This window comes from Marivirga aurantiaca, assembly GCF_016679925.1.
GTDB lineage: Bacteria > Bacteroidota > Bacteroidia > Cytophagales > Cyclobacteriaceae > Marivirga > Marivirga aurantiaca.
The window spans coordinates 119889-133446 of the sequence record NZ_JAEQBW010000005.1 but is presented as its reverse complement, the minus strand read 5'-3'; the positions used below and the strand labels follow the sequence as shown (position 1 = coordinate 133446).

Genomic DNA, 13558 nt, shown 5'->3' with positions numbered 1-13558 from the left:
AATATAGTGAAAATTAACTCTTTATCCAATTAAGCACTTCTTTATCAATGTTTTGGTTAATCGGAGAATACAATTAACCTACCTGCGATAGTACAGTCTGAGAAATTATACTGGTCACGTATCCAGTGAAAGGTTTCTTTTTTGTAAAAAAAGACATGTGTCGGATCATTTTTATAGTACCAATTTAAGAAATCTATTCCCTCTTTATAAGGATCAGTCATAATGAAAAGCTTCCCTCCTTTTTTTAGTAGATTTCGTAATTGTTGAAACTCTTTGGCAGGTTGATGAAAATGTTCAATTACCTCACAACAAGCTATGAAATCATATTTTTGCTTTAGTAATTCAGGATGATTATCAAAATATGGATCGTAGGGTTTTATGTTATACCCTTTTTCTGTTAATACTTCAGTAATAACCGGCCCTGTACCGGATCCGAAATCAAGACCAGAATGATCCAGTGTAAAGTTAGTTTCTATTGCGTTTGTAATAGGGCTTACAAAATTCCTGTACCTGGGATCACTCGTGTCATTGTTATGCGACTCATAGCGTTCTATCTCCGTTTTGTCAGTTGGTAAATAAGCGCTATCCGCAAATATTCCTGAACATATAGGGCATTGGTAGAATAGCTTTTTTTTAGATTGGGAAAATACAGTGCCTGAGTTATTGCATAACCTGCATATGTGAGTTAAAATATCTTTTTTCATGAAATGGGTATTGCTAATAAATTAGCTTAGAATTAATTCTTGAAGGTAATAAATTGATGATAGCAATTGTAGACTTCGCTAAAAAACATAATAAATGCTAACGAAAGATGGTTTTATAAGTGTTGTTATCCTTTTTCAACGCTGTCAGACATCTGTTGATCCTGATAGCTTTTAAATTCGCTGATAATTCTGGCAGCAATTTCATAATCAGAAGAGTTCATGATAAATGAATTGTCCAGATCCATAAAATCAATAAACTTTGTTAATTTTTCTTCTTCAAGACCTGTGATAGAATTAACAAGCTCCCTATTAAATTTTTTATGGGCAAGAATGGTATTGCCCTGAGAAGCAACCGTTTCGTAATATTTCCTCTTGGCTTTATATTTTTTGCTTAGTTTCTTCTGAATGAAAGAGACCGGTTTGTTTATAGCATAGCCTACGCTATTAGTAACATTTCGATCATAATTTACAGGGATCTTCCCCATAGGTTTTCCCGGAGTGACACCAAAAGGTAAGAAATTGCCATTATCCTGCATAGGCATATCAATTAATTTCTTCCTAAAATCTGCTTCGGATTTAGGAATGTTATTGACTATCACTTCTTTCAATTGTATTTCAGCCGGATTCAGCCATATAGTTACTTCTTTCTTTTCTGGCACAATGAATTGCCTGGTATTAAAGTTAATGTTACTAATTACCATTGTGTCGCCAGGAAGAGCCTCCAAAATAAAAACACCAGCAGCCGATGAGGTAGCCATTTTGCTCTTGGTGGTATTAATTATATGTGCCCCTTCAATGGCAAGGCTATCTTGTGAGGAGTAAAGTGTACCCTTTATTGACTGGCCATTTGCCATACTTGCCATAAAAATAATAAAAGAAAGAAGGAGTAATTTTTTCATCATCCAATTATAACGATTCTAATTTGTAAATTATTACTAGCTAATTCAAGCTGAAGGTAAAACTTTCAGATAGTTCCTTTGCTTACCAAATTATCCTTTTCCAGTACTGTCAGTAGCTGAAAGCTTGTATAGGTAATTTTCAAATTCTTTCATCACCTTAACAGCAATCTCATATTCAGATGCACGACCAATAAATTCACTGTCCAAATCCATAAAATGTATAAATTCCGTTAGCTTTTCTTCTTTTAGTCCAGTAAGCTGGGCTACCAATTCCCTGTTATATTTTTTATTGGAAAGAATGGTATTACCCTGATAGGCCACCGTTTCATAATATTTTATTTTAGCTTTGTGCTTTTTACTGAATTTCTTGGTGAAAAAAGACATCGGAACTACAACAGAGGGGCCTATAACAGGCCCTATTGCTTTATATCCATATTTAATGTCAGATGCTCGTTCGTGGGCCTTTGGGATTTTCCCCATTGGTTTTCCAGGAGTTACCCCGAGAGGCAGGAAATTACCATCGTCCTGCATCGGCATGTCAACGAGTTTTTTTCTAAAATCAGCCTGAGATTCAGGGATGTTATTGACTACCACTTCTTTCAATTGTATTTCAGCAGGGTTTAACCAAATAGTTACTTCTTTCTTTTTCGGCACTATGAATTGTTTTGTATTATAGTTAATGTTGCTGATTACCATTGTATCGCCAGGAAGAGCCTCCAAAGTGAAAATTCCAACAGCCGATGAGGTAGCCATTGTAGTCCTGGTAGTATTAATAATATGCGCCCCTTCAATGGCCAAGCTATCTTGAGAAGAATATAGTGTACCCTTAATAGATTGCGCATTAGTAATACTTACCATTAACATACTAAGAACTAAAAAGAGTAATTTTTTCACCATCAGCTATAACGATTTCTATGTATATATATTATTCACCGGCTTTGTCCAAAAGCCGGGCGTCTATGGTTTTGCTGGCCCTGGCACCTAGTTCTTTCAACTTCTCAGTTTTCCTGATCAGATTATCTTTACCATCAGCTAATTTTTTCATCGCATCGGAATAACTGTTCTGGGTAGTTTGCAGATGGTTTCCGACTTTAAGCAAGTCTTCGGAAAAATTCACAAACTTATCATATAATTTCCCGGCCTGAACAGCAATTTCAATCGCATTCCTGTTTTGAAGATCTTGTTTCCAGATATATGAAATAGTTCGTAAAGTAGCCATTAAGGTACTAGTAGAAACCAAAACAATGTTTTTATTTAAAGCTTTTTCATACAAACTGGCATCTTCCTTTAGTGCCATCATCAATGCAGGCTCATTGGCTATAAACATTAATACGAAATCCGGCTGATTGATGTCGTAGAGGTTTTGATAATTTTTATCACCCAATATTTTAATGTGGGAATTGATGCTTTCCAAATGGTTCTTCAGGTATTTAGCCTGGCTAACATCATCAGTAGCGTCAAAGTAATTACTATAAGCGGTTAACGAAACTTTTGAATCCAAAACCAGGTATTTCTCATCGGGCATTTTAATAATATAATCCAGTCGTTGATTGGCTCCACCTTCATTTTTAAAATTTCTTTCTTTTTCATAATGAGTTCCTTTTTGCAGGCCAACCTTTTCCAAAATAAGTTCAAGCTGCATTTCACCCCAATTTCCTTGCGCTTTTGAGTCACCTTTTAATGCCCTGGTGAGGTTCTCAGCTTCTTTAGTAATTTGTAAATTAAGTTCTTTCAGTGAGTTGATTTGCTCTTTTAAAGCACTATTCCAGCTCAGGTTTTCTTTACTGCTTTTCTCAGCCCTCTCTTCAAATTTATCTATTTTATCTTTTAAAGGGTTGAGCAATTCTCCAATGTTTGTTTTGTTCTGATCAGTGAATTTTTTGCTTTTTTCCTCAAAAATATCCTGTGCCAGGTTTTTAAATTCATTCCGGAATTGAGTCTGGATTTCAGCCAGCTCTGCTTTTTGCTCTTCCAGCTTTATTCTAAGGTTTTTATAATCCGATTCTGCAGAAGATAATTCCCTATTTAACTGGATATTTTTTTCGCGCTCAAATTTTAGTTCATTTTTTTCCTGGAGTAACTCTCTCCGCATATTTTCTTTATCATTTTTGATTAAGCTTAGCTGTGTATGAAGAGTTTGTTTTTCTTCCTTCAGGCTTTCAAGTTGCCCATTTGATCCATGTTGTGATTTAACAATGAAATAAGCCAATGTTGCTCCAATTAATAAACCTGTGATAAGCCAAATAATTTCCATAATTGTTTTCTTGATTGATGCATTGCGCATCAGTATGCTTATTTAAATTCAGCGGATAACTGATAACCAAATTTAGCTGAAGTATTCGTAGGTTTTAAGGCTAATAAGTAAAGTTTTGTTTTGGCAGGTACTTCAAACTCATAGGGAAGTTCTTTCGTACTTTCCATATTCTGGACCTGTACAAATAATTTCCCGCTAATACTTCTATTGAACCCATTATCTACATAGATCAGAGTATATTCATCATAACTATCTGAGGTGATTTCAATATTATCCTTCTTGGTTGATTTTTCTGTTCTGTTTTCATAAACGCTTTCTATAAAATTTTCTTTTGTTTCTACCTCAAACTCAGGTTTCCCCTTGTGAAATGCGTAATAACTATTTCCTTCCAGAGGCATCACTTTTTTACCATCATAATTGAGAAACTTGACTGGGAGTGATATGCTATGGAAATCTTTACTGTAAGTAACCATAAAATGTAGATGTGGTCCGGAACTCCAACCAGTATTTCCACTATAGCCTATTTTGTCCCCGGCATTTACTTTGTCCCCTTTTCTTACCAGGCTTCCATTTTGCTGTAAATGTACATAATCTGCAATGGTGCCATCAGTATGATATACCCGGATGAAATTGCCATATTTCTCAAATTTGGGATCATTGCCTCCAATGTTGGAATCTTCCTTTACTTCAATTACCAAACCGCCACGTGCTGCATGAATGGCCTCTCCAATTTGCAAATTGAAATCAATTGCGTTGATGCCTTTGTGTGTTCCGGATCCATTATTTCCTTGCGCTACCTTTTCCTTATTACCATGTGCATAAGGAAACCAATAGGCGAAATCCTCATCAGGTTTTAAATTAGGATCACCTATTGAGAAAATGTAATTAAAATCGAAAGAAGTGTTACCTTCTTTTCCTTTGATTAATCTCAATATCTCTTTTTTAGTGGTTTTAGCAGGAGCCACTGCAATATACCCTTTCAGGTTTTTGTCAGGCTTTAAATTGACCAATTCTTTAAAGTTAAGCTGAATGGAATAGGGCACCATTGCTGAATTATCAGCATAGAAAATGTAACCGTCTTCTGTTTTTTCTTGATATATCTTTAGCGGAACATCCTGTGCTTTAAGAAAAGAAGTGGTCAAAAGGAGCAATACAAGAATGTTGGCTTTGCAAAAATGTTTTTTCATAAAGTATTGATACTATTTATTTTAACTAAAGTAAAAAAATGAAGAAATGATTCCAGCTTTTATGGTAAATAAAATGATAATAAATGAACTAAGGATATGCCAACAGCACTTACTGTTTAGTCATTTTTACTCTTGCCGGATCTTGAGAGGGGGATTAAATAGCTGATTGTGATATTGGGCACCTGGTTAGTTGAAACAGCAGGATTTTCTTTTTTGATATAACTACGGGGGAAAATATTGGCAAAGCCTGTTTTAAATCCTCCTTCAATCTGTATAATGCCAAATGGAAAATTGTATGATAAGCTTGCTCCCATTACTAATCCGAAGTCACCTTTATTGTCTGTTTCAATATTATAGCGAAGTATATTTTCTTCTACATCCTGATCATTTTTCACAGTTTTGTTGGTGCTGATGGCATAGGCTGTATAAAACCCCAGGTCTATGTTAAATTTAAAATTCTTGTTGCCAATGATTGCCCAATGCATATATACCGGCATTTCTATATAATTAATTTCTGTACGAAAAGAATTAGTGAATTCCAAAGTGTTTTGTTGCCAACCTTTTGAGGAATAAGCCAAGTCCATTTGGATTCCTATTTTGGGATGGTGCATATAGCGATAAGTTAGGCTAATATAAGGAGAGGCAAAATAACCAGTTCTGAACCGGGTATCAATTACAAAATCAGTGAAATAGACTGAGGGAATATTTACTCCTGATTTTGTACCAATATAAGATTGTGACTGTGCTTTTTCGGAGCACAGGACAAATAGGAGAAGTATGAAAATGAGGTGTTTCTTTTTCATACTAAATAAACTTTTTTGTAAGGAGTAAATTATGATTTGGTGTCAGTTTCTTTATCTGTATTTCTCTTGTCAATAAAAAGAATAGCATTAACAAGACCTATAAGAGAAACTAAAATCCAAAAAAACAGATTGGCACCTTCGGTTACGGGAATATCAAAAATCATGGTTTACTTTTTTTATTATGAGTGACAAAAATAGAGGAAAGCCCTCTCAGTAACAAGTTAATTTTAATGATTTACTTGACTTGTTTTTTTTCAAGATCAAATAAATCATTGAGCAAGTCGATCAGTGTTTCAGCCTCACCTCGTTTGCAAGCTGCTTTCAACTGTAAAACCGGTAGTTTTATGATTTTTTGCATCATGCTTTTGGTAACTTTCTCCACTAAATCGCTTTCAGACTCATTGATTTCTTTCAAATACCGGGCCAATTCCTCCTGTCGTATTTGCTCCAGAGCATTTTTTAGATTGTTGATGGTTGGCGAAACAATCATTTCTTTGGACCAGTCATTGAATTCAGCAATAGCTTCTTCAATAATTGATTGAACCTGAGGAATAGCCTTGATCCTTTTTTCCAAAGCAACATCTGCTTTGCTTTTGATACTATCTACATTGTAAACAATGGTCGCAGGGTTTTCTTCCACATCAATACCTACGCTACGGGGCACTGATAAATCTATAAAGTATTTGAAGCTAAGTATCTCCAACTCGTCCACTTTGTTCTTTGTGAAAAGAGGATTCTCAGAACCTACAGAAGAAATAATCACATCTGCCTCACTCACGGCTTTCCAAAGATCAGAAAATGGCTGCACTTCAAATCCACATTCCAATGCTAATTGTTGCGCTTTTTCTTCTGTACGATTGGTTATTTTGACGGACATGTTGCTGGCTCCAATTAAGTTTCTGCAAACATCCTCACCAATTTCCCCTACACCTACTACCAATATTCGCGGAGAACTGATTTCAGCGGTAAGTGTTTTTACCAGTTCAGTAGCTGCATAAGATACAGAAGCCGCACCGTCACGGAAAGTTGTTTCCTGAACCACTCTTTTATTGGTAAAGAAAATAGTGTGCATCAATCTGTGTAAAAATGGGCCAGCCAGCTGTAAATCTGCTGATGACTGATAGGCTCTTTTTACCTGATTTGAAATTTGAACATCTCCAACTACTTGTGCTTCAAGGCCCATTGAAACCTGGAATAAATGTTTGATGGCTTCCTGATGGTCGTTAATTATTTCGAAAAAAGGCTTTATATGATCAAAATTGGTAATTCCTTTTTCAATGCCTATTAGTTTGATAATGTCCTCGCTTAGCTCATCCTCATTTAAATAATATACTTCTGTGCGATTGCAGGTGGATAGCACCAATACATCTGTTGCTGAAGTAAATTCCTTAAAATAATGGAGTAATCTTCCTACTGCCTCATCGCTGAGGGAAACCTGCTCCCTAATTTGAATAGGGGCATTTTTGAAAGATAGACTTAAGGCTTTAAAATTCTGATACATATTTAAAATTCCGATACGCAAAATTAATAGTTAAGCACTAAGAAAAGAAGAAGATGGGATTAGATTCCCTTATTTATTTTTTGTCTAAATAGTGAGCAATGATTACTTTTCTTCAAACTGCTGAATTAACATTTGAAATCGGATATAAATTCGTCATAAGGTAGATATTTTTGATGAGTAATTATTAATAAAGAAAGATGTCTGTGATCTCCTTCAGGCTTTATTCCAATTAGCTTGGGTTTAATTTTTTTGATCCAAATATTTCACGAAATTCGTGCAAAATTTATGCTATGGAGACGGACACTATATTAATAATTGGAGCAGGCGGACAGTTAGGAACAGAACTTACAGCTGAACTTAGAGCTATTTACGGTAATGCCAATGTAATAGCTTCCGATATCCAGGCTCCCCGGCCTGAGCAACTTGAAGAAGGGCCTTTTGAGCAGTTAAATGCTATGGATGCCCTAAAAATTGCCTCAATTGTTGATCAATATAAAGTAACTCAAATCTATTTATTAGCCGCTATCTTATCTGCAAAAGGAGAGCAGAATCCCAAATTTGCCTGGGACTTGAATATGCAAAGCCTTTTGAATGTTCTTGAGATAGCGAAGGAAAAGAATTTGGACAAAGTATATTGGCCTAGCTCCATTGCAGTATTTGGCCCCAATTCTCCTGTGAACAATACCCCCCAACATTGTGTGATGGATCCTAATACAGTATATGGAATTAGTAAGCAAGCGGGTGAAAGATGGTGTGAATATTATTTCCAGAAATATGGAGTAGACGTAAGAAGCTTGCGATATCCAGGTTTGATTGGCTACAAATCTTTACCTGGTGGTGGTACTACTGATTATGCTGTGGATATTTTCCATAAAGCTCTTAATAGCGAGCATTTTGAATGTTTTTTAGCTGAGGATGCTTACTTGCCAATGATGTATATGCCGGATGCCATTAAAGCAACCATTGATTTGATGCAGGCACCATCTGAGAACCTTTCTGTTCGCTCCAGCTATAATGTGAGCGCTATGAGTTTTAGTCCGAAAGAAATTTATGAAGCTATCAAAAAGCATCATCCTGATTTTACGATCAGTTTTAAACCTGATTACAGGCAGAAAATAGCCGACTCATGGCCCAATAGCATGGATGATAGCATTGCCAGTAAAGACTGGGGATGGAAACCGCAATATTTATTAGAAGATATGGTAGCAGATATTTTAGAAAACATACCTGCGTATCATTATTAACTGCTTAGTCAATTCCCAGATATCTCGGGTCTCCGGATTAATTTCAGCCGGTTAAAGCTTTCGAAAAAGAGGTTTTAACTTTAAATTTCCCATTTAAAGAAGTACAGAAAGGGGTGTAAAGTGCTTTGTTGTTTTTATTGATAATAAACTTTATACCTTGTTTTCGTATTTATTTAAGGTAATGCCATTAATCTGAAATGGCAAACTGTAATTAACGGACAACAGTATGCAATCAAACTATGATGTAGTAATCATTGGTGCAGGCCCCATTGGTCTTGCTTGTGGCATAAAGGCACAAGAGGCAGGCTTATCCCATATTATTGTTGACAAAGGCACCCTTGTTAATTCATTGTACCATTATCCTTACGGGATGACTTTTTTCAGCACATCCGATAAATTAGAGATTGGAGAAATTCCTTTCATCTCCCATAATCCCAAGCCCACCAGAATGGAGGCATTGGAATATTATAGAAGAGTAGCATCTTTCAAAAAATTAAATACTTCTCTTTATAATGCTGTGAAAACTGTTGAGAAGAATGGGGATGGCTTTTTAGTACAAACTGAGAAACAGGAGATAAATGCAGAAAATGTGATTCTGGCAACGGGCTTTTATGATTTGCCACATATGCTGGGTATCCCCGGTGAAGGTTTACCAATGGTTACACATTATTACAAAGAACCACACCCATATTATGACCAAAGGCTGATAATAATTGGTGCAGCAAACTCTGCAGTAGATGCAGCACTGGAATGTTATAGGAAAGGAGCCAAAGAGGTGACTATGGTTATTCGGGAAAATGAAATAAGGAATACTGTGAAATATTGGGTTAAGCCTGATATTGAAAATCGAATAAAAGAGGGAAGTATCAAAGCATTTTTCCAAAGTGAAATAACCGCAATTAGACAAGGAGAAGTAGATATCAGAACTCCGGATGGGAATATTACCCTTGAGATGGATTTTATTTTAGCAATGACAGGCTACGAACCTGATTACAATTTTATCCAAAGTATAGGCATTCAAATTAATAAGGAATACCCTAATGCCCCCATTTACAATCCCAAAAATATGGAAACCAATGTGGCTGGAATTTATTTGGCCGGAGTAGTTTGCGGAGGTATGGAAACCAATAAATGGTTTATTGAAAACAGCAGGGTACATGCTGATATGATTATTGAGGATATTAGGAGCAAGAATTTAAAACCTGCATAGCAAAGGGAATAAAGATAAAGGCTTTCAGTTATATACTGGCAATATTCTGTAATTTTAGTACTTAATGAATATACTCTATATCCATCAATATTTCAAAACACCAGATGAGGGTGGTGCCAATCGCTCTTACTATATGGCTAAGGCTTTACTAAAACATGGCCATCGGGTAACTATGCTAACTTCCCATAATGAGGCCAGAAAGGAAAAAATTGTTGAGGGAATTGAAGTAGTATATTTGCCAGTGAAGTATTCCAACCATTTTAGTTACCCCGCCCGGGTTCTTTCATTTCTAAAGTTTGTATTGTTGAGTAAGCAGTATCTGAGGAGTAGGCATGATTTTGATAAATGTATTGTAAGCAGTACCCCATTAACTGTTGGTTTGATTGGCTTGTGGGTAAAAAAGCGATTTAATCTTCCTTATATTTTTGAGGTAAGGGATTTATGGCCGGAGGCCCCCATTCAAATGAAAGTAATCAAAAATCCTTTCTTGAAATGGAGCATGCGAAAACTGGAATTGAGGATTTATAGTAAAGCGGAGCGAATTATTGCACTTTCCCCTGGCATGCGCAATCATATTGAGAAACTGGTAACGGATGTTCCGGTTGATTTAATTCCCAATATGGCCGATTGCCATTTTTTTGAAAGGGTAAAGCAAAAAGACGAGAATTTGGAAGTTCAATTAGGGGTTAAGGATAAATTCGTTATCTCATACTTTGGTGCCATTGGCCCGGTTAATGATTTGATGAGCCTTATTAGATGTGCTGAAATTTCAACGGATCTTCCTATTAGATTTCTTATCATGGGTGAAGGATCAGGCCTCGATGCAATTAAAAAGCATGTGCAGGCTGAACAGTTGAACAATGTTTTTTTTATACCCTATGGCACAAAAGAAGAAGTGCGTGATGTAATGAATGTAACAGATGCTTGCTATGTATCTTTTTTACACAAACCCATCTTACGTACAAATTCCCCGAACAAATTTTTTGATGCCATAGCTTCAGGTAAATTAATTATTACCAATATCCAGGGCTGGATCAGAGGGCTTGTTGAGAAAAAACATATAGGCTTTTTTGCTGACTCTGACTTCCCGACAGAGTTTAAGGAGAAAATACAGCCTTTTATTCATTCCAAAGAATTGTTGGAAAGCTATCAAAATAGCTCGAGGGCTGTGGCAGAGCAATTTTTTTCCCGGGAAGACTTGAGTGCTCATTTTGTACAAGTAATAGAAGGGAAAAATTTTAAACAGGAGGCAGCAATCCGTTCAATATTCAGTCTAAGTGCCTAAAGTTGAAAACAAAGATCAATAATTAATTGCTGAATGGCATCATAGCCATATAAACTCAATCCCTCAGCTTTGTCTTCTACATCGTGGTAGGCTTTTCTGCCACCTAAAGTATAGATGTAAATAGCCGGAACACCACTCTTATCAAAAAGGCAATGATCACTGTTGCAGGCTTCTCCCCTTGCTTTAATTTCAGGAATTAAATGATGAGCATTTAATGTTTTCATTTGTTCATATATCTTTTTATGTTTTTTGGCATTTACTACCATAATTCCTTCTTCTCCAGTGCCTAATAGGTCCAGATTGATCAGTAATTTGATTTTGCTTAAGTCAAATAGAGGGTTTTGTACAAAGTAATAGCTTCCTAAAAGCCCTAGTTCTTCCCCTGTGGTAAAGAGGAAATAGGTATCAAATTCAGGAGTGTGGTCTGCAAAATATTCTGAAAGTGTCAACAGCATAGCTACTCCTGAAGCATTGTCGTGGGCTCCGGGGAATATTGCTTCATCCCCCATTTTCCCTAAATGATCATAATGTGCTGAAAACATCACTACCGAATCACTTCTTTTGCCAGAGATTTTAGCTAATATATTAGCTGAGCTAAATTGTCTTTTTAATTCAGCCTTCCAATGTGCATTTATTTGCTTCGATTTTAGCTCAGGTCTCAGAAGAATGACTGCATTTACGCTTTGGGTTTGGGAGGGAAACCAGGTAAGTTTGCCAGTATCCTGCACTATTAATAAAGAACTTTTGAAAGTTGGCTTTTCCAGGAATTCAGTAATGAATTCGTTTATTTTTGCTGAATTTTCCTGATCTCTTTCAATAGTATAAACGCTTTTTGACTTAAGCCTTGAAGAAATCCCTTCTATTTCATCCACAGTTAATTGTATGATAGTCTTTTTCTTAAATTTAACACTTCCTGAAGCCGGATGAATCAAAAAATCCACTCCTGGTTGATAAGCAATTTCATCATTCTCGGAAAACACATTAAATTGAATATTACCGGGGAAAGTATTGACACTATAGGTTAAATGTTGTTGAATGCTTGAAACCCCATTGTTGGTTAATTCATTGGAAATAAAATCAGAGGCTTTTGCCTGTCCATTTTCAACATATCCCCGCCCGGCTAAAGAATCCGAGGCAAGTATGCTTATTAGTTGCCTGGCTTTCTCACGTTGAGAGTATCCGGAGAAGCAATTAAACAAGATAAAAAGTGTAAGGAGTATAATGCGCATCTAATTACAGGTTTTTAGTTTATCAAAATTTAATTCAATACCATTTTTCCGGGCCCGATGGAGAATTTGACATGCCTGGCTCTTGTCATTTAGCTCAAGGTAGGAGGATGCAAGGTATTCATAGGCCTTTTTATTTTCAGGCTCAAAAAATACCACCCATTCAAACAAATTTGACGATTCATTGTAGTCTTTTTTCTGAAAATATAATTCAGCGGCACCATAGTACATTGATTTATAGCTTTGTGGGGTTCTTTCGGCTGAAACCAATAACCGGTAAGCCTCACCATAAATATCTTTGAAGCGTTGAATAATATTCTGTAAACCCATCTGATAATACTGTAATGCCAGTTCTTTATCATTTAAATCCTCTTTATAAATTTTTGCAATAAGTTCCAGAATCTGAATTCTCTTAAAACCTTGATTTAAAAGGTTGTTTAAAATGAAAATAGATTTTCCGGATTCTTTCAAACTGCGATAACAGATGGCCAGCCGATATAGCATATCTGTGTCTTGCTTGCCGGTATATTCCATGAAGAACAAATAACCCCATAAAGCATCCTGGTAAGCCCGATTTTCATAATCAATATCTGCTTGTTGCTTTCTGAAATTCAGGTAATTGATTTCATGGTTTTTTAATACTGTTTCTTCACTGAAGGAGGCTTTTATGCCATCAATAAAGTTTAATGCTGCCTGTGTTTTACCAGCATAAAACAAACTATCCGCATGGCTTACCTGGTGATCGAATTCATTTATTTTACTCTTGACCCTTTGATCTCTGTAGAAGTCGGACACAATCATTCCAATGTAAAGAAGGAAAGCAATCAACCCTATAATACCTAAAGCGTAAAATGTTCCTTTCCTTTCTGCTTCCGGGTTAATAGGTGTTGTAGCAGCTCTGTAATATGGATTGAACTTAGGGCGGACAAGAGGTGGATTGTTAGTTCTATAATGCAGGGAAGCAAGCCTGGCTTTATCAAGCCTTTCTTGCGCCAGTTGTAAATCATGCTTATGCCTTAACTCAGGCTTTACAAGAATGCTGTAGGCTACAGAAATAGATTTAAAACGCTCCTCAGCTTTTATTGAGGGGTTAATATCAGGATGATAGAGTTTGGCCAGACGTTTATAAGTGGATTTTATCTCTGCCGTGGTTGCATTTTCACTAACGCCCAATATTTGATAATAATAATCCAAATTGATGAAATTATTGGTTTCTCTAAACAAACATAACAATAATTAATTGCT

Annotated in this window: 13 protein-coding genes; 3 read left to right on the top strand and 10 right to left on the bottom strand. The window is 36.1% G+C overall.

The annotated features are described in order from the left end of the window. Nucleotides 1-56 precede the first annotated feature (56 nt). From JKA74_RS12390 to hemA, 8 genes are all read right to left on the bottom strand, one after another. A complete protein-coding gene (locus tag JKA74_RS12390; RefSeq protein ID WP_201431511.1) occupies nucleotides 57-704 on the bottom strand; it encodes a class I SAM-dependent methyltransferase in 648 nt (215 codons plus the stop codon). Nucleotides 705-829: 125 nt separating this feature from the next. After that, nucleotides 830-1606, bottom strand: a complete 777-nt coding sequence (locus JKA74_RS12385) for a hypothetical protein (RefSeq protein WP_201431510.1) — start codon at nucleotides 1604-1606, stop codon at nucleotides 830-832. A gap of 87 nt (nucleotides 1607-1693) precedes the next feature. After that, the gene (locus JKA74_RS12380; protein ID WP_201431509.1) at nucleotides 1694-2500 is read right to left on the bottom strand and encodes a peptidase associated/transthyretin-like domain-containing protein; all 807 of its coding nucleotides are present in this window, start codon (nucleotides 2498-2500) and stop codon (nucleotides 1694-1696) included. A gap of 28 nt (nucleotides 2501-2528) precedes the next feature. Continuing rightward, nucleotides 2529-3887, bottom strand: a complete 1359-nt coding sequence (gene rmuC / locus JKA74_RS12375) for a DNA recombination protein RmuC (protein ID WP_236587759.1) — start codon at nucleotides 3885-3887, stop codon at nucleotides 2529-2531. An 8-nt stretch (nucleotides 3888-3895) separates the two neighbouring features. Next, nucleotides 3896-5044: a M23 family metallopeptidase gene (locus JKA74_RS12370; RefSeq protein WP_201431508.1), complete on the bottom strand. Its 1149-nt coding sequence runs from the start codon at nucleotides 5042-5044 to the stop codon at nucleotides 3896-3898. 116 nt (nucleotides 5045-5160) lie between these two features. Then, nucleotides 5161-5847: a porin family protein gene (locus tag JKA74_RS12365; RefSeq protein WP_201431507.1), complete on the bottom strand. Its 687-nt coding sequence runs from the start codon at nucleotides 5845-5847 to the stop codon at nucleotides 5161-5163. Nucleotides 5848-5876: 29 nt separating this feature from the next. Beyond that, a complete protein-coding gene (locus tag JKA74_RS20885; protein ID WP_262895933.1) occupies nucleotides 5877-6011 on the bottom strand; it encodes a hypothetical protein in 135 nt (44 codons plus the stop codon). Nucleotides 6012-6082: 71 nt separating this feature from the next. Continuing rightward, nucleotides 6083-7348 (bottom strand): glutamyl-tRNA reductase, encoded by a 1266-nt coding sequence (hemA, locus tag JKA74_RS12360; protein ID WP_201431506.1) that lies wholly within the window; start codon nucleotides 7346-7348, stop codon nucleotides 6083-6085. A 290-nt stretch (nucleotides 7349-7638) separates the two neighbouring features. On the opposite strand from hemA, the gene JKA74_RS12355 reads away from it, so the two are divergent. The 3 genes from JKA74_RS12355 to JKA74_RS12345 all read left to right on the top strand — a co-directional run bounded on the left by JKA74_RS12355 (nucleotide 7639) and on the right by JKA74_RS12345 (nucleotide 11087). After that, nucleotides 7639-8592 (top strand): NAD-dependent epimerase/dehydratase family protein, encoded by a 954-nt coding sequence (locus tag JKA74_RS12355; protein ID WP_201431505.1) that lies wholly within the window; start codon nucleotides 7639-7641, stop codon nucleotides 8590-8592. A gap of 226 nt (nucleotides 8593-8818) precedes the next feature. Beyond that, nucleotides 8819-9802: a YpdA family putative bacillithiol disulfide reductase gene (locus tag JKA74_RS12350; RefSeq protein WP_201431504.1), complete on the top strand. Its 984-nt coding sequence runs from the start codon at nucleotides 8819-8821 to the stop codon at nucleotides 9800-9802. 64 nt (nucleotides 9803-9866) lie between these two features. Then, complete coding sequence (locus JKA74_RS12345; protein WP_201431503.1) at nucleotides 9867-11087, top strand: glycosyltransferase family 4 protein; 1221 nt, start codon at nucleotides 9867-9869, stop codon at nucleotides 11085-11087. On the opposite strand, the gene JKA74_RS12340 is transcribed toward JKA74_RS12345, so the two are convergent. Continuing rightward, nucleotides 11084-12316 carry a M28 family metallopeptidase gene (locus JKA74_RS12340; RefSeq protein WP_201431502.1) on the bottom strand — a complete coding sequence of 411 codons (1233 nt, stop codon included), beginning with the start codon at nucleotides 12314-12316 and terminating at the stop codon, nucleotides 11084-11086. The two genes, JKA74_RS12345 and JKA74_RS12340, sit on opposite strands and share 4 nt — an antisense overlap. Continuing rightward, nucleotides 12317-13537: a J domain-containing protein gene (locus JKA74_RS20880; protein ID WP_201431501.1), complete on the bottom strand. Its 1221-nt coding sequence runs from the start codon at nucleotides 13535-13537 to the stop codon at nucleotides 12317-12319. Between the last annotated feature and the right edge of the window lie 21 nt (nucleotides 13538-13558).